At 28.8% G+C, this 20,559-nt stretch carries 2 protein-coding genes; both read right to left on the reverse strand.

What is annotated here, in order from left to right; all coding sequences use genetic code 4:
- Positions 1 to 84: 84 nt before the first annotated feature.
- A complete protein-coding gene (locus EXC37_RS01690) occupies positions 85 to 1,137 on the reverse strand; it encodes an IS30 family transposase (RefSeq protein WP_129693835.1) in 1,053 nt (350 codons plus the stop codon).
- A gap of 230 nt (positions 1,138 to 1,367) precedes the next feature.
- A complete protein-coding gene (locus EXC37_RS01695; RefSeq protein ID WP_029892106.1) occupies positions 1,368 to 20,471 on the reverse strand; it encodes a lipoprotein 17-related variable surface protein in 19,104 nt (6,367 codons plus the stop codon).
- Positions 20,472 to 20,559 lie beyond the last annotated feature (88 nt).

Raw genomic sequence — 20,559 nt, forward strand, 5'->3', positions numbered from 1 at the left:
CTATTGCAACGCTAAAATAAAACAAAAGCTTATTATTAAAGACAAAAAATGTCTGAAGTAATAAAAGTGCTTTTGTTTTTTTATTTAATACTTTTTCTTTTTAAAAAATAGGTTTCTTTTTGTGTTACTTAGTCTTTTTAAATTATTCTTTTTGTAAAGAGGTTCATCTAGAGAAATTGGATTTCATTTATCATCAATATTATTGAACATAAAGAAATTTTCATCAGCAGAAAATCATCCAAATATTTTACGTGGCATTTTATTAATTTTATTTTGAACTTCTAAGATTTCTTGGTCCGAATATTCACTAAAACTTGTTTGTTTTTTAAAATATCTTCTTACCAAAACATTAAAATTTTCAATTGTTCCTTTTTCAAAAGAAGCATATGGATCAGCTTGATAAATATATATTTTTAATCGATATCCAATATAAAACAATTTATTGAATTCAAAACCGTTATCAGTAGTTATTGATTTGACATTTAATCGATATTTTTTTATTAAATCTCATAAGATTAAATTAATAATTCATGAGTTTTTTGAAGGAACTTTTTTTATGATTCCAAATCTGGTTTTACGTTCTACGAAAGTTAATAAATGTTCTGAGTTTGTTGCTTTTTTACCTATAATTAAGTCAATTTCTCAATGTCCAAATTCAGATCTGTTATTAATATTATTTGGTCTTGTTCAAAAAGGCCTTACTCATCTTTTACCAACCAATCTGTCAATTGGTCCATTGTTTCTTTTTCCACCTTTTTTATATTTTTTTCTTAATCTATCAGAAGATTTTATGATTCAAAAACCGGAATTTATTCAATTAAAAACAGTTCTTAGAGATGGAATTTTAATATTTTGAAAATTATTTAAAATTTGCTGGTGCGTTATTTCCACACCCCATGTTTTTTTATCAAATAACTTTTTAAATTGTTTATTAAATTCTTGATAATTATTAAATTTATTTATCATTTTAAAATAACTAGATCACTTTTTACGGAGCTGACTTTTTTCTTCAGCTTCATCTGCAAAATAACCTCAAAAACCAGAATTTAATTTTATTTCTCTAGATAAAGAAGATTTATTTATACCTATAATTAAAGCAATTTTGCTTAAGGAATAATCAAATTTTTTAAGCAACATTTCGATGCTTAATCTATTTTTAAAAGTTAATTTGATATTATTAATTTAGTCCTCCAAAGTGATGTTTTAGTGTTGTTTGGGGGACATTTTTAATACAAAAAAAACATTCCCCGCATTAATTTTACTTAAATTAAGGAATGTTTTTTAATTCGCGAATAGCGACAAACCGTTGCAATGGAACTTGCAATCGAGGAATAAAAAAAGGAGATGTCCCCTTTTTTTATTTTTTACTATTTTTTACTTTTCTTTTTAGCAATTGCAGCAACAATTCCAAAGGTTAAAATTCCACCAATAAACAAGATAATTGGAATTCAGAAAATTGAAGATTTATCATTTAAATTAAGAGCTGTAACTATAACTTTTGGTAAAGTGTTTTTATCAATTTCTAGATCTTTGCTGCTTAATTTATTTTTACCATTTTCGTCGAAATTATTGAAGTAATCTTTTTCTTTAATATTGTTGTCTAAAACATTTAAATTATTACTTAAATAGTTCTCTTGAATAATTAAATTTTTAATTGCTTTTTCATATTTATTAGCATCTTTATCTAATAATGCATTAACTAAATCAACATAAACTTGTCCTTTATTTACTAAATTGTTTACTTTAGAAATTTCAGGATCTAAGATTTCATCTAATGGATTTTCAATTTTACCAATTAGATCTTTTGCACTATTGATTTGGTCAATTAATTGTTGTTTAATTATCTGACCTTCTTGACTTAATGCATCTGAATTTTTAAAGGCTTCAAGCGCATTTTCAAGAGTATGGAATTGGTTGTCAAGTTTAATTCCTTCTTTAAGTGCATTGTTAAGATTATCAATTGCTTTGTTAGCATTTTCATGGTCTTTATTTACCAGTGGATTATTTGGTGTGTTAGCTAAATTATTGATGTTAGTAATGATTTCTGAAGCAAGAGTGGTATTTGTTGGTAAATTATTAACTTTTTCCATTGTGTTATCTAATTTTTTAGCCAAATCTTTAACTTCTTCTACACTTGGACTATTTACATCGGTGTTTTTATCTAAATTTGCACCTTTAATGGCATCTTTAACTGCTTGTTTTTGTTCAGCATTTAAATGAGGATAATTGTTATGAACTTGAGCAATTTCATTTTCTTTAGTTTTATCAGTATTTTGTGCTTTATCAAAGGCATCATGAATATTTGAGGTTGAATTATCAACTTTTGTTTTAGCTTCATTTTTTTCAGCGTCTGTTAAGTTTTCTAATTTGTCTATTGCCGATTTATAAAGAACTTTAAGTGCATTGTCAATAGCAGTTACAAATTTATCAACATTAATTTTATTTCAGTTAGCTGTAGTTGGATTTATAAAGTTTTCTTCAATTTCAGCAACATTTTCTTCACTAGGAACTTGATTGTCAATTAATTCTTTAGCACCGTTAATTAGTTTGTCATAAAGTTCTTTTGATTCATTTGTTGCAGTAAGATAAGCACTACTTGTGTGAATTGTATCTTTTGCACTTTCTCTTAATTCTAGTTGTGCCATTGAATCATCTAATGCTTGTGCATTTTCCTTAACTTCACTAACTTGTGCATGTTCTGGAGTAATTTCAGCATTTAAATTAGCAGCTTTAATTTCTTCTTGAACGCTTGTTTGTTGTGAATCATTTAGATGAGGATAAAGTTTTACAACATTATTAATTAAGTCTTCTTTAGCATCATTAATTTCTTTAGCCTTATTAACTATCTCTTGAACTTTATCTAAAGTATCAATTCCATCTTTATCTAATTGACCTACGAAATAGTCTTTTTCATCTTGTGAAAGATTATCATTATGCATAATTGCATCTTTATAAGCTTCCTTAAGTGCATGAATAATTGCTTCATTTAAGATTTTAACATCATCTTTATTTCAATTAGCATCATCTTCATTGATGTTTGTATCTTCTAATTGATTTGCATCAGGATTTTGGTTATTAATTAAGTTTTCTGCAGCGTTAGTTAAATTGTTGTATTTTGCTTTAGATTGATCAGTAGCAGTGGCATAAATATTTGACTCTTTTATAGCTTCTTTAGCAACATTTAATTTCTCTAAAATAGCCATTTCATTATCTAAAGCTTGAGCTTTAGATTTTTCATTTTCCACACTAGGTGAATTAGGATTAAGTGTTGCATCTTTGTTAGCGCTTTTGATTGCTCTTTTGACCGCTTCTTGTTGTGAAGTATTTAAATGTGGATAGTTAGTTGCAACTTCATCAACTTCAGTTTTTTTAGCGTCATTAAGTTCTTGTGCATTTTTAAGTGCTTTTGGCAATTCACTATTTTGTTCAGTTGAATCAATTTGATCTTTAATAGCTTTTTTCTCATCATCTGATAAATAATCTAAATTATCAACAGTTGATTTATAAAGATCTTTTAAAGCTCCTTTAATTGCTGTATTAAGCTTATCAACTGGATCTTTAGTTCAATTGCTATTTTCTGGATTAGTGAAATTATTGCCAATTGGTGCAACATTATCATCGTTTGGTTTTTGATTATTAATTAATTCTTTAGCAGCTTCAATTAACTTATCATAATTATTTTGTGATTCGCTTGTTGCATTAGTGTAAGCATCACTTGCATGAATTAATTCTTTAGCAGCTTCAAGAACTCTAGTAGTTCCCATTGCTTCATTAAGCGCTGAGGCAGTATTTTGAACTTCACTTACTTTTGGTGAATTTTCATTAAGTTTGTCATCTAAATTAGCTTTTTGAATTGCCTCTTTAACTGCATCTCTTTGTGCTTGATTTAAGTTTGGATATGTTGTAGCTAAATTGTTAATTATGTCCTCTTTAGCATCATTAATTTCATCCGCTTTATTAGCAATTTCATTAACTTTATCTAAAGTATTTGTCTCTTCATTATTCAATTTGTCTTTAAGATCAGCTTTTTCATCTTGTGAAAGATTATTATTGTTGTCAATAGCGGTTTTATAAGCTTCTTTAAGCGCATGAATAATTGCATCGTTTAATTTGTCAACTGTTTCTTTATCTCAGTTTGAATCATCTTTAATCAATTCATCTGCTGCAGAAATTAATTTTTCATATTTAGCTTTTGATTCTTCTGAAGCTTTAGCGTAAGTGTCAGAAGCTTTAACGGCAGTTTTGGCGTCATTTAATTGCGCTAAAGTTGCCATTGAATTATCCAAAGTTTGTGCTTTAGCTTTTTCACCTTCTACACTTGGTGAAGCAGAATTAAGTGTTGCATCTTTATTAGCATTTTTAATTGCTTTTTTAACTGCTTCTTGTTGAGCATTATTTAAGTGTGGATAGTTAACTGGAACGTTTTGAATTTCTTGTTCTTTATCATTATTAGTTGATAAAACATCTCTAAAAATTTCTGAAGGAGATTTAGTTGCATCTGGGTTATTAATTTGTTCTTTAGCAGCTGCTTTTTCTTCATCAGAAAGATAAGGCATTTCATCAATTGCTGAAAGATAAATTTCTTTTAATGAATCTTCAATTGCTTTATTTAACTTATCTACAGGTTCTTTAGTTCAATTTGCAGTTTCTGGATTTGCAAAATTCTCTTCAATTGGTGCAACATTATCACTACTTGGTTTTTGATTAGTAAGCAATTCTTTAGCCGCAGCAATTAATTTTTCATATTTTGCTTTAGATTCTTCTGTAGCTTTTAAATAAGCGGGAAGAGCTCTAGTAATTTCTTTATCAGCTTCTAAGTTTGCTAATTTTTCCATTGCTCCATCAAGATTTTGAGCATTAGTTTGAACATCTGCAACTGTTGGATGATTATTTCCATTACTTAATTGCGGATCTTTGTTTGCGCCTTTAATTGCTTCTTTAACGGCATTTTGTTGTGAAGCATTAAGGTGAGGATAATTTGCTTCAACTGCGTCAATTAATGCTTTTTTCTCCGCGTCTAAAGCACTTGCTTTAAGTCCAATAGTTTGTAAGTTATTTAGATTATTATTTTCAGCTTTCTCTAAATCTTCTTTAGCAGCAGTTTTTTCATCATCACTTAGATTTTCAAGTTTGTCAATCGCTGATTTATAAACTTCTTTAAGTGCATTAATAATTGCTTCATTAAGCTTATCTACAGATGTTTTTGGTCAATTTGCATCATTTTCTCCAACTTCAACATCTGGTAAGTTAGTTGCTGTTGGATTAAAATTATTGATTAATTCTTTAGCTGCTTCAATTAATTTATTATAGACGTCTTTTGAAGCTTCACTTGCTTTTGTATAAATGTTTGAATCAATAACGTTAGGTTGAGCATTTTTAAGGTCTTTTAAAGTACCCATTGCATCATCTAAGGCTTGAGCATTGCTAATTACATCATTGGTTGCAGGTGTTTGTTCCTTACCTTCAATTGGACTAAGATTTGAATCTTTAATTGTTTGAGTAATTGCTGCTCTTTGAGTTTGATTTACATTGTTTAGGACAAGTTCATTATCTTTTGTTTTTTTAGCATTATTTGCTTCTTGAGCTTCTTCTAAATGACTATCAAGTGTTGGAGTTGAACTTAAATCATTACTATCAGTTAAATTTTCACCTTTAATGTCAGATGCATATTTGGCTTTTTCATCATCACTTAAGTAATCTAATTTATTAATTTCATCAATTTTCTCTTGTTTTTTCTCTTCAATTTGATTTGCTTTGTCTAAAACATTTTGTATGTCTTCTGGTGTTCTAGTTTCTGCGCTATCAAGTTTGTTTTTAAGAGATTCTTTTTCTTCTTGACTTAAATTATTTAAAGCATCAATTTTATCTTTAGCTACTTCTTTAATAGCTTTTTCTAAAGCAGCGGTAACTTTATCAACATCTGCTTTATTTCAGTTTTGATCAGTAGTATTTGAAATTGTCTCATCAACACTTCTAACTTTTTGGCTATCTGGAATTAAGTTGTTAATTAAATCATTTGCAACGTTTTGTGCGTTATTAAATTTATCTTTATTAGTTTGTGTTACATCATCATTTAATGTGCCGTTACTAATTAATTCTTTAGCTTTATCATTAAAGTCATGTAAAGCTTTCATTGCTTGGTTTAAAGCCTCAGCAGTTGCTTCTACTTCACTTGTAGTAGGGTTAGTTGAACTAGGAATAGCATTTAAATTAGATTGTTTAATTGCTTCTTTAACCGCATCTTTTTGTGTTTGGTTTAGATATTGATAATTTGCATCAACTGCCGCAATTTTATCACCTTTAGTTTGATCATCTTGACTAGCTTTATCAGCAATTGTTTTAGGATTATCGCTTGTTTCTAATTGGTTTTTGAATGCTTGTTTTTCGTCATCAGAAAGATTGCTTAATCCATCAATTGTTGCTTTATAAACCTCTTTTAATGCTTCTTTAATCGCAGTATTCAATTTCACTACATCATCATTTGTTCAATTAGCGTCTTCTGGTTTAGTAATAGAAGTTGCTGGCGCTAAATTAGCTTCACTTGGATTAGTATTGTTTGCTAATTCTTTTGCAGCAGCAATTAATTTTTCATAATTAGCTTGAGCTTGAGGAGTTGAATTAGTATAAAGTGGTGAAGCTTTCACTGCATCTGAATCACTTGCGTGATTTCTTAATTCTCCCATTGAAGTATTCAATGTTTGTGCACTATCAAGAACACTTTGAGTTAATGGAGTTTCTTTGCCCGCAATTGCTTCTAAATTAGATTGTTTAATTGCTTCGCGTACTGCATCTTGCTGTGAAGCATTTAAATTAGGATAATTTGCAGTTACTTGGTCATAGTGATTTTTCTTAGTTTGATTAATTTCTTCAGCTTTATTTTCAATAGCTTTAAGTGCTGCTTGATCTTCTTCATTAAAGTCTAAATTATCACTTGAAATTGTGTCTTTATTTTTAAGATCATTGCTGTATTTTTCTTTTTCATCATCACTTAAGTATTCTAAAGCTTTAACTTTATCAATTTCCACTTTTTTAGCAGCATCAATTGCTTGTGCTTTATCAACTACATCATCTAGGTTTGCATTAGACTTGTCAATTTCATTAAGTAAAGTAGTTTTTTCATTATCTGAAAGATTACTTAACTTGTTAATTGCGTCTTTTGCAGCTTGTTTAAGGGCATTTTTGATACCTTGTGTTAATTTTTCAACTGCATCTTGATCTCAATTTGCATCACTTGGTTTAACTAATGAGCCATTTGGTGAAGTAATTGAAGCAACTTTTTCATCTGTTGGATTGTTATTTGCGATTAAATCTTTACCAGCTTGAACTAAATTATCATAGTTAGTTTGAGTTACTTCTTGAGCATTAGTGTATTTCTCACTAGCTTTTACTGCTGCCTCTTCATTTACAAGATCTTTTAATGCTTTCATTGCATTATTAAGTTCATTGTATTTGTTAACAACTTGCTCAGTTGTTGTTGCACCTTCTTTAAGTGCAGGATCATAATTAGCTTCTTTAATAGCTTGTTTTGCAGCCATTTTTTGCGAATCATTAAGATGTTCAAAACTATTTACTTGATTAATTAAAGCTTGTTTATTATCGTTTAAAGTTTTTGCTTCATTACCAACTGCTTCTAATTGAGTAGTATTATTTGCTTCATTTAATTTTTCAAGTAATTTATCTTTTTCATCTTGTGAAAGATTTTCAAAACCATTTTCAATTGCTTTTTTAATTGTTTCTTTTAAAGCATTTTTAATTGCTTCATTTAATTTATCAACGTTAGCTTTATCTCAATTTGGTGTTGCAGGTTGTGTGTAGTTATCTTCAATATTAGCTGCTTGTTCTTCAGTTAATTTTTCATTATCAATTAATTTTGCAGCGCCATCAATCAAGCTATCATATTTAGCTTTAGATTCAGGAGTTGACTTGGTGTAGAACTCACTTGCTTTAATAGTTGCAGCTTTATCTTTAAGCGCAGCTAATTCTTCCATTGAATCATCTAAAGCAGCTGCTTTAGATTCCACATCAGCTACAGTTTGTGCACCTGGATTAGTTGCAGGATCTAAGTTGCTTGTTTTAATAGCCTCTTTAACTGCTTCTTTTTGCGATGTATTTAAATGTTCATAGTTTGTTTCAACTTGATCAAGTTTAGCTTGTTTTTGAGCATTTAAAGTTGTAGCCTCATTATAAACTCTTTCAAGATCAGTTAATGAACTTGTTGGAGCCATTTGCTCTTTAAGTTTATCTCTCTCATCTTGTGATAAGTTACCTAAACTTGAAGAATTGTCAATTGCGCTTTTAGCTGCTTCAACTAAAGCGTTTTGAATTGCATCATTTAAAACATTAACATTTTCTGCATTTCAGCCTTTTTCAGGATCAAATGTATTAAATGGTGCCATGTCACTATATTTAGAAGTGTCAGGATTTTCACCTCTTAAAACAGCTTGGGCAATTTCAACTAAATCATTGTATTTAGTTTGTGAAGTGCTTGTTGCATTTTGATAAACAGGTGAAGCTTTAACTGTATTTTGAGCATCAACAGTAGTTTTAAGTGCATCATAAGCATCTCTTGTAAGATTTTGGTAACCAATAATGGTATTTTCAGATGCTTCTGTTGGATTATCTGTGTTAACAAAAGTAGTTTGATTATTACTATTATTAGTATTTTGATTTGCTAAATTAGGTAAGTAAGAATTGTTTTTAATTTCTTCTTTAAACTTGTTTTTAAGTCCTAAAGGTAAATTAACAAAAGCACTATCATCTAATCTGTCATAGAAGCCTTTTTTGGTTTCATTAGTTGCAATAGCAGCATTTTTTTGGCTATTAACATCACTAACAGTTGCAGCTTTATCAACTTCACCTTTGTAGTAAGTTTTTTCAGCTTCTGAAAGATATTCAAGTTTTTCAATTGCATCTTTAGCTTCTTCTTTAGCTTCATTAAGTGAAGTAATAGTTTCAACTAAATTAGCAATTACTCTATTCAATTCATCAACGGCAGCTTTATTATAGTTTGAAGTATCTGGTTTAGTTATTTCTGATGATCATGAAGTAAGATCATCTAAATTAGGCACTTTATTATTTGCACCATTTGCATCTCCAGTTGCAGGAATTAAATCTTTCGCAGCTTGGATTGCAACAAGATATTCATCTTTAAGATTTTGTGGAGCTGAAGTAAATTTAGGATCTTGTTGGAAAGTAGCATCTTTAGCAACATTGTTAGCAGTAGTTGACATTGCAGCATTTAATGCTCTTGCTTCTTCTTCAACTTGTGTAGTTGTTGGTAAAGTAGCATCTTGAATATTATCTAAAGTATTTGATTGCTTAATGTTTGCTTTAACTTGTTCTCTTTGAGCTTGATTTAAATGAGGATAAGTTTCATTAACTGCGGCAATTTTGGCAGCTTTTGCATCATCGATTGTTGTTGCTTTATTTGCGAGAGTGGCAATTGTTTCTTTAACTTTATTATAGGCATTTTTAGCATTTGTTGCTTCTTCATTATTAAATGTTGTCTTAGCAGCATTTAAATCGGTAATTAATTTTGATTTTTCTTCACTTGAAAGATTTTCTTTAGCATTAATTACTCTTGTTGCATCAGCAATTTTGTTATCTAAATCTTGAGCAAAGGTTAAAAAACCATCTTCGCTTGTGTTATTTGCAACTGTTACATGATAATCATTTGCTTCTGGAGTTCTAAAGTTGGTTTGAGCAAAAATTCTTAAATCATCTTTAGCTTGTTGATTTTCACCTAATAAACTTTCATCTATACCAAATAAAGTTGCTTGATCTTTAGTTGTTGCTAATTGATAATTAATGTTTAAACTTCCGTTTTGGTCATTTGCATCAGAATTTACATTTTCAATTGTAACTTTATTTTCTGTTGCAAAAGTATTATCTAAAGCAAAATCACTATTTTCTGTTGCTGAAGCAAAGGTTGAAGCTTTTGGTTTTGCACTATTAGTGTAAGTGTAATTGTTGTTTGCATCAGTTTTAAGATTAGTAAGTCTTTGTACTTCTGTTTCAAAGTCTTCTACTACTTTAAAGAAGACTTTTGAAGTAGGTTTTTGACCTTGTGTATCAGTATGAGCAGGATCGTTATTTACTAATCTATAAGCAACTAAAGTTTTTCCACTAATTTCGTTATGTCCAACAACTGCTACAAGTTCAACACTCACATTATTTGCGCCATTAACAGTAGCTGTATAATTATTTACATTTTTAGCATCTGTTGAATTTGGTAATAAGTTGTTTGCGTTTTCTGGAGAACTAATAGAAACATTTGTTTGATCAAGATTATTTAAATTGTCAGTTGCATCTTGATAAGCTGTTTTAAAGCCACTTAAGACAATTGTTCTTTCTTGACTTGATTTAATGTTAGTTAAATTAGTTCTTGTTGAAGTTAATGGTAAGGTAATTGTTAAAGTACCCGTTTTATCATCTGCTTTTAAGTTAGCATCAGTTGCTAATAATTTGTATCAATTATTTTTTGTATCAAATGTGGCAAAGGTTAAATCTGCTTTAGTAACAGTTGTAGCTAATTTAGTATTTTTATCAGCATCTGCTGAATAAGTTACACCTTGAGCTTCATTTACCAACGCATCAAGTCTTTGACTTTCTGTTAAAAAGTCTTCAATAGTTTTATTAGCATGTTTATCAGTTGTTGAATCAACATTTGCATAACCATTAACAAGTGAAGTTAATTTCCCAATTTGTACTTCAACAGTACCGTTTTCGTCATTTTTATCAATAAATGTAATTTCACTTGCCTTAGCATTTACATTATCTCCAAAACTAAATGACTGAGTAGCAGCATCAAAAGTACCTTGAACATTGTTAATTGTTAAAGTAAGGTTTTCTAAATTAAAGTTTGTAAGAAGTGGAGTTTTAACTTTGTCATTATATGTTGCAGTAATGTTTTGAGTATCATCTAACAATTGATCGAGTCTAGCTCTTTCTGCAGCTTCAGATTTAAAGCCTCTAATTACAATTTGTTTAGTTTCACTTGATTTAACATTAGATAAATTATCTTTAGTTGAAGTTAAGGTATAGTTAATTGTCAATGTTCCAGCCTGGTTATCAGGATGTAAATCCACATCACTTACTTGAGCTTGTGAACTTTGGTACTCATTATTTAAAAGAGTACTAATATCACTTATTGAATATGTAGAAGCAGCTTTTGAAGCCTTATCTGTAGGAGAAACATTAGATACATCAACTGCTTGTGGTTGTTTGCCTTCTTGTGTATTTAATAATCTATTTAAACGATCTACTTCAGTTTTAAAGTCAGTTACTGTTTTTGGTGAATCTAAGTTATTTACGCTTAAATTGGTAAAACCAGGTCTTGTTGATGTTAAAGTAATGGCAATATTTTCACTACCAACTTTATCATTTGGTTGTGTGAAGGCAATATTAGTTACTTGTGCATTTTCATTTGTAATGATTGCTAAACCACTATAAGTTTGATTATCAACTTGATATGTTACATTATCGTTTGTGAAAGTTGTTCCACTAGGTCAATTATCTTTGTCAGTGTAATTAAGATTTTCAATTACTTTATTCAATAGTTGAGATAATCTTGCTCTCTCTTGCTCTTCAGTAATAAAGCCAGTAAAGACTTTAGTTTTTGGTGTGCTTGAAGTTATATCATCTAAATTACTACGTGTTGAATTTACTTTATAAGTTACAGTCACTTGACCAGTATTATTATCTACTTCTAAAGTTTCAACATCTTGTTCTCTAACACGTGCTTCATCATTTGTATAAAGTGTGTTTAATAAAGTTGCAGCATCGGCTTTACTAAATTGACTAGCAGTTTTATTGGCTGCATTAGAATCTTGTAAATCATTTAATTGACTTTCTTTGGCAGTAACTAATTGATCTAATCTTGTTTGTTCAGTTTTAAAGCCAGTTATTGCTTTAGTTTGATTTGCACTTTCACTTTCATCAAGTCCAGCTTTAGTTGATTGCAATTTAAATGTTACGTTTGCGCCACCTAATCTATCATTATGACTACTAAAACTTGCGGCAGTAATTTTAGCATTTATAGGTTCATTAAATTCAATAGCTCTTGTTTCTGGATTATATACTCCAACTTGGTTATTGATTGTCACTTTAAGATTTTCTAAATTAAGCTGATCTTTATTCTTATCAGCCATTAAAGTAGCCTTATCGTTGTAATCAACAGTGGCATTTTGAGCAAGTTCTTCTAATCTTGCAGATTCTTGATCTGAAGATAAGAAACCTGAAATAGTTAAAGTACGTGTTTCTGAAGATTTTTGATCTGTTAAGTCAGGTCTTGTTGAAGTTAATTTGTATGTAAATGATAAAGTACCATTAACATCATTTGGTGTAAATTCAGTAATATCATCAACTGTCACTTTGGCATTTACATCTTGATAAAGAGTATTTAATTTTTCAACAACTTGTGCTTTAGTAATAGTTTCAGCGCTTATTGCTGCTTGGTTATCAAAAGTTACATTGCTATTTGTTGCATGATTTGGTAATTCGCTATTTAAACGATCCACTTCTGTTCTAAAGTTAGTAATTGTTTTAATTTCTGAATAATCGCTTACTATAGTTTCAAAACCAGTTTCAGTTGAACGAAGTTTAAATTTAACACTTACACTTCCATTAGCATCATTTTTATCACTATAAACAATTTCTTCAACTTTTGCATTAATTGGAGCTGCTAAAGTGAAAGTATCATTTGCGTATGTTCCATTAACTTTAGTTGAGTTTTTAGTTAGATCTAACATTAAATTGTTTAAAGTGAATGTAGTTGCGGTTGGTTGATTAGTTTTATCTTTATAGTCAATATTAAAGTTAGTTCCTGATTGAACTAAATTATTAAGTTCATTTTCTACTTGTGATTTATTTCTAAAGCCCCTAAAGACTTTGGTTACTACTTGTGAAGATTGAACATCATTAAGGCCATCACGTGTTGAGTGTGTTTTGAATTTAACTGTAATTTCGCCAGTTTCATTGTTTTTGTTAATTGTCTCAACTAAATCACTAGAACTAATAGTTGAATCAGTTGAAGTTAATTCGTTATTTAACAATGTAAGAATGTCATTATCACTTATTGTTGAAGGAGCTTTATTTTTATTCTCAGCAGCAAAATCAACATTATTAATTGCATCACTTTTAGCTGTTAAAACGGCATCTAATCTTTCTTGTTCAGTTTGTAAACCACTTATTGTTTTTTTATTAGATTCATTGCTATCTTGAACATTACTATTTGCATATGCATCAATAGTTGAAACTAATTTGAAATTAACACTAAATGTACCTGATTTATCGTTGTTTTCGTCAAAAGTAATGTTTGTTGCTTTAGCATTAATTGGTGCATCAAAAACAATACTATCTGATTCCGGATCGTATGTTCCTATTTTGCCATCAATAGTAAGTTTTAACTTGCTTTTATCTTTAGTTGTTGTTGAAGGAGTATTATTTTTCTCAGTATAATCCGCACTTACTTTATTTGCAAGAGCATTTAATCTATTTACTTCATCAGCAGTTGTTTTAAAGCCACTTAAATTGTGTATCTGTTTTTCGCTAGAAACAATGTCAGTTAAGCCGTCTCTTAATGAAATTAATTTATATTCAATTGCAAGTGTTCCATTTTGATTATCAGCAGTTAATTTAATGTTGTCAATATCAATTTTTGCTTTATCTTCTGGACGCAAACCAGGATTTAAAAGATCAAAAATTTGTTGTTTTGTAATTGTTGAAGGAATTACTTCTGTTTTGTTAGGATAATCAATATTTCTAATTGCGTTTGTATATCTATCAACTAAAACTTCATTTAATCTTTTTTGCTCATTTTTAAAGCCTGAAATAGTAAATTCTTTATTAGTTGTTGAAGTTAGATCAGCAAATATAGTAGATTGTAATTTAATTGTTGCTTTAATGCTTCCGTCACGATCATTTAAATTTGAGAAGAATGAATTATTAACAGGTACAACTTTGGCATTAATTGGTGCAGCAAAAGTACTATTTTCAGCAGCTGATTGTGTTGTATTTTGAATTGTTACATTTAAATTATCTCTGCTTAAATTAGTTGCTGAAGGTAAACTACTTTTATCTGTATAATCAGCAGCATTTGCTTCTAAATTAGCAACTAAATTGTTTAATCTTTCTAATTCTTGTGTTCTAGTTACAAAATTTCTAAAGACTTTAGTAATAGGTGCAGGAGCATAAACATTTGTTAAATCACTTCTTGTTGATTTAACAACATATTTAATTTCTAAAGTACCATCTTCATCATTTGCTTTTAAAGTCACTTCTGGCTCACTATCATTAACAGTTTTAAGTGAATTAGTATCATCAAAAGTTGCATTTTGAGCTCTATATGCATTAACAATTGCTTGTTTAATATCTGACTTAGTAATAGCTGAAGCTGGTTTGGCTTTTAATTCATGACTTAAATCAAGATTAGGATTAATTGTATTTTGCGTTTCACTTAATCTCTCTGCTTCAGTTTTAAAACCAGTTAGAGTAGTTGTTATTGTTTGTTTAATATTTTCAAAACCAGGTTTTGTTGAATGCAATTCAAATGTTACATTAACACTTCCTGCTTGATCATTTACATTGGTTGGAGTAGCAAATTGAATATTACTAATTTCAACATCTGGAATATTAGTTGTTACTAATTTGCCTTCTTTTGCAGGATTAAAAGCAAATGTTGCTGTTGAATTTTCATAGTTAAAGATAGCTGTTAAATCATTAACAACCAAGTTTGTATTTGTTACTAAATCATCTTTATCATTGTAATTTGCACTTGTGAATGAATTTTTAATAGCTTGAATTCTTGCTTCTTCTTGTGCAGCAGTAATAAAGCCTGAAATAGTAGTTGTAATTGTATTTTGACTTTGAGTGAAATTGGTTGTTCCTTCTTTAAAGCCTTCACGAGTTGAAGCAACATTTCACACTACAGTAATTGTTCCCGCATTTAAATCTTTTGTAATAACTGGATTAGAACTTACTGTTGCTAAATCATCAGAACTTATAGTAGTTTTAAGTAAATTGATAATTTCACTATCATTAACTTGATTTACAGTACGTCTTTTATCAATAGTAAAGTTTTGCGGATTAATTACAGCGGCAACTTTATCTTTTATGGCATTAATTCTTTGTTGTTCACTTTGGAAGCCACTAATTGTTTTGGTAGTTTTTTGGCTTTGAATATTGTTAGTTGCATAAGGTGTAATAGTTGAATAAACTTTGTATTCTACATCCACACTACCAGTATTATCTGCATGTTGTGCATTACCTAAATCATTTTGATTTTTAAAATTAATATCTTTAATTTTGACATTGTTATTAGTAAATACAAAGGCTTGTTCATCGGGATTTCAAACACCTTTTTCACCTTCAATAGTAATGTTAAGCTGTGATTTATCAAAACTTGTTAATAAAGGCGTTTTATCTTTATTTGGATAATCAATATTTAGATTATTTGAAATGTTATTAACTCTATTAGTTTCAGTAGTATTACTTCTTAAGTTTGTTAATACAACTGTTTTTGTTTTAGTTGAATAAACATTGTTTAAATTTGTTCTTTTTGAAACTAATTTATAGTTAATTGATAATGTTCCAGTTGCATCATTAGAATTTAATTGAATACTATTTAAATCAATTTGTGATTGATCGTGTTGATAATCTTTATTCAATTCTGCTAAAACTTGTTCTCTTGTAACTTGTGAAGCTACTTTATTATTAAATGCAGTTCTTAAATATGATTTTCTTGATGGATCATTTTCTGGTTTTTCTAAAATATTTGTTAACCGTTGTGCTTCAGTTAAAAAGTTTGAAATAGTTGCAGTTTTATAATCTGAAAAAATACTTGAATAACCAGGTTTTGTTGAATTCAATCTATATCTTACTTGTAAGCTTCCATCACGATCATTCTGATTTAAGAAAGTCACGTCACTTAATCTAACATTTTCTTCATTATGTGCAACTTCACCACCAATATTAGTTTCTTGTGCAGAAAGTTTTCACAATATATTTCTAACAATTAAACTTGTTAATTGTGGAGTATTGTTTTTATTTGCATAGTCAAGAATTGGATTTAATGAATCTAATCTTGTTTTTTCAGCAGCAAATGTGGCAAAACCTGAAAATGTTACTGATTTAGTAGTGCCTTCTGGTTTTGGATAAATATCTGTTAGTGTGTTTTTTGTTGAATGGATGGTGTAATTTAAAACAATAGTACCATTTTGATCATTTTTTACAATATTTGAAAGTTCAGCTTGTGCTTTGTTGCCTTGTATTGTATTATTAAAAATTTGACTAAATTTAGTTTGAATTTCTTGATCAGTAATTTGTGAAGCTAATTTAGCTTTTTCAGTGGCGTTGAAGGTAATTTGATTGTGTAAATTTTGAGCAAAAAGTTCGTTAATTCTTCTTTGTTCAGTTTTAAAGTTATTAATACTTCTATTATCTACATTAACAATAATGTCTTCAAAACCAGACTTAGTCGATCTAACTTTATAACTAACTGGAACTATACCACTTTTATCACTTTCATAGTTATTTGTGTCAACTGTAAAAACAATGTCTGTAATTTCAATGTTTAATTCGCCATTTTCAATCACTAATTTATTTTCTTGTCCAGGTTGATATTTAGCAACGTATTCTTGATTATTAGCGGCAAAAGTAATTTCAACTTGTTTATAATCCAATGGTAAAGAATCACTAGGAACTATATTTTGAGAATTTTTGTAAATAATTTGTCTATATCCAAATCCTAAATTGGTAATTCTTTGTTTTTCTTGTTCCTTAGTTAAAAAACCTCTAAATGAAAAAGTTTTTGCATTTGAAGATGTTTGATTAGTTAAGTTTTCTCTTGCTGATCTAATTTTAGTTCTAATTAATAAAAAGCCTGTAGCATCATCTGCTGTAATTGCAACAATATCTGCATCTGTAATTTTTGCATCAGCATTTGTTAAAGCAGCAATATTTAAGGCTTCAACAATTTCACTTCTTGAAACTCTTGATGCAAGACGATCAAAATTACTAATACGTGCTTTAACAGCATCATTGTTCACTGAAGATGAGTTAAGAAGTTCATTAAGTCTTTGTTGTTCTCTTTTAAATCCGGTTAATTGTTTTGTTGCAGAAGTTGCAGATTTAGCATTTCTTGCAGTTGATAAAGTTGTCTGCAATTTAAAAGTTACATTTGTAGTTCCTGTTGCATCATTTGTGTTTGCTAAAGGTGCAAAAACCACATCAGATAATTTCATATCAAGTGTAGGAAAAATTACTTCACCATTTTGTACTTGCGAAGTATGTAAAGTTCCTTGTGCATCTCTAATTTTTACAATTAAGTTAGTTGGATTTAATGTTTGTGTTGGATAGTTTAAAAGAAAATTTTTAGGACTATAACTAACACTTTTTACATGATTAATTAAATAATTTAATTTAGTCTGTTCTGAAACAAAACCAGGAATCCTTACCACAAAAGGACTATTATTAGTGTATACAACACTAGTTAAATGTTCTCTTGTTGATTTAGTAGTCAATATGATTGATAAAACACCTGTTGCGTCATTTGGGGCAAGAGTAAATGCATTATTTGCAATTAAAGCATCAGATTCTGTTAATTCATTTGAAAAAATTTTTTTCAATTTTTCTTCAACTTGTTCTCTAGTTATTGATGAAGCTCTTTTATCTCTTTTTTCTGCATCAGTAAAAATTGCTTGAATTTCAGATCTTTTTGATTCTTGTATTTCAGTCAATCTAGTAGATTCTGATTTAAAACCACTTATTGTTACTTTAGGACTTGAATTTTGATTAATTAAGTTGGCCATACCTGTTTTTAAACTACTTAAACCAATAAATAAAGGCAATTGGCCAACATAAGTACCATTGTTATCAATATTATCATTGGCATTATTAAAGTTTTCAGTATAGTAATCTCTTACAAAAACTCCTAATTCAGGAAATTCTAATCTACCATTTTGGAATCTTGAAGTATATGTTCTATCTCCATCATTAATTGTGAAAGATAGTTTAGAAATTTGATTTGAAGTTAAATTAACTTGATGTTTTCCTGTGGTATTTGCAACAATATTTGAAAATTCTTTGGCAGCTAATACATTAGCTTTATTTTGGTAATCTGCACTTGTAACTTTGCTTACTAAATCACTTATTCTTTGATTTTCAGCATCCGTAGAATAGAAACCAGGAATAGTAAGAGTGCCACTTGAAATATCTGATTGAATTGTGTTTAAAGATTCTCTATTTGAAAGAAGTCTATAATCAATTTCTAATTCACCACTTGCATCAATTGGATTATTTTTTAGAATAGTATAGATTTCTACACGTGCTGAGTTAGCTCTAAATATAGCATCTAATTTATTCTTTAATGTAGCTTTTGTAATAGATGAAGGTAATGCATTTTTTTCTTGTGCAGTAAACAATGAATTAATAATTTGATCTCTTTTTTGTTGTATAAGTTCATTCAATCTCTGACTTTCTCTTTTAAAGCCATAGATGGCACTTTGAGCTGAAATTTTAACATTTTCATATCCTGGTCTTTTTGAATAAATGTCAAAAGTAATATTTAGTTTTCCGTTACGATCTAAAGCATTCTGTTTTGTTTCAAATTGAACATTTCTAATTTCATAATCAACATTTGAATCTACAGATGTTAGTTTATTAACTTCTCCATTAAGAGGATCATATACAAATTTTACTTTTCTAGCATCATCAGCATCCATATTTCCACTAATGCTTACTTTTTTAAATGTAAAATCAGTTTCAGTGATCAACTTGGTTTTATCTGAATAATCAGCTTCATTTTGTGATCCACTAAATGAAGCATTTGCAATTTGAGTTAAACGTTGTCTCTCAGCATCTTCATTTAATGGGGGTTGAAAACCATCAAAAACTTTTGTTCTTGTTTCTTTACTTCTAATTATTTCGTCTGCATTATTTTTTAATCTTTTTGTACTCCTTAATCTATAGGTAACAGTGATACTTGTTTCATTTTTTTGAACTTGAATTGCAGGATCAATAACCGCTAAATCACTTCTTGAATTGGTTTCCATTTGTTTTAAAGCAGTTAAAAGTTCACTGTTAGTTACTTGATTAACAGTTCTATTTTTATCAATTTCTCCTGGAGTTCTAGAATCAAATCTTTGTGTCAAGACTCTATTAAGTCTTTGTTGTTCTGTAATAAATCCTGAAACATTTTGACTTGATTCAACTGTGACTTTTGAGCCTGTAGGAAATGTTCCACGTGTAGATTCCAATCTAAAAGAAAGTGTTACATTAGCAGAGTTATCTATATATCAACCATCACTTCCTTTATTTCCTGCTTCAAAATTTGAAAGAAGTTCAACAAATAAATTAAACTTTTCTTTAGGAACGTTTACACTTAAATTTGATGTTCCTGTATATAAATTAGAACCAATAGTTAATCCTAATTTACCAGTGTTATCTAATAATTGATTTCTATTTTGATTTTCATAAGTAAGTGTTAATTGATTTGCCAAAGAAGTTAAGCGGTTGGTTTCTTTTTCTCTATTTCAAAAATCAGTAAACGTAAAAGTATAAAACTCATCAGGCGAAGTTTCTCTAAAAATATCGTTGGGTGTTCCATCTTCATTATAAGACACGTATTTTGTTCTACTATTTTGCGTATTTATATCTGTTAATCCCCTTTTTGTTGAATTAAGACGATAACTAACAGTCAATTCTCCTTGTTCATCATTTTGATTAACAATTTTAAGTGTATTTAAATCAACTTCTTGTGAATTAGGATAAAGAGAATTTCCTTTGTAAACATTATTTAAAACGTTGTAAATTTCAGTTTTAGTTAATTCTGATGGAAATTTTTGTTTTAGAACTTCTGAAAAAGTATTGGTTGAAGATAATTTGGTACCATAAAGAACTTGATTAAGTCTTAGTCCTTCGCTTTTTACATCAAATTTTAAAGTTTGAACAGTAGAAGAAACTGTTCCATTTGTCAATTTAAAGTTTAAGTTAATAAATCCATTTCTTTCATCTTTATTAATTCCAACAATTTCAACTTTAACAATTTCTCCATCTAAATTAAAGTCATCAGATCTTCATGGTTTTGATTCACTTGGTAATTGAGTAAAATAATTTGAATCATCATAAATAAAATTTTGAAATCGACCATTTTTATTCAAATCTCATACTCAATTACTGTAAAGAAGATATTGAAAATTTCTTCTTCTATTACTATCACCCAAAAAAACTATTTCTGATGGCAATTTATCAAAAATATAGCCGTTATTATAACTATAAAATCTAAAAAATGAATTGGAATCTGTAATATGATCATATAAACTTTTAGCCGCAATTTCAGCTGCCTTTTGATTAAGAAGTTGCTGGATTTCACTATTGCTTAATGAAGTAAAAGAAGGTATTGCAACCAATGGTAATGCTGCACCACCTACAATTTTGGTTGTTTTTATAAGTTTAGATTTTTGATTTTTTTTCATAAGAAACCTCTTTATTAAATTTAAATTTTTGATCTAACTAGATAACTAACATCACATATAATTTACACTTGAAAATAAAGTAGGTATT

Origin of the sequence: Mycoplasmopsis columbina (assembly GCF_900660685.1) — a bacterium.
Classification (GTDB): Bacteria; Bacillota_I; Bacilli_A; order Mycoplasmatales; family Metamycoplasmataceae; genus Mycoplasmopsis; species Mycoplasmopsis columbina.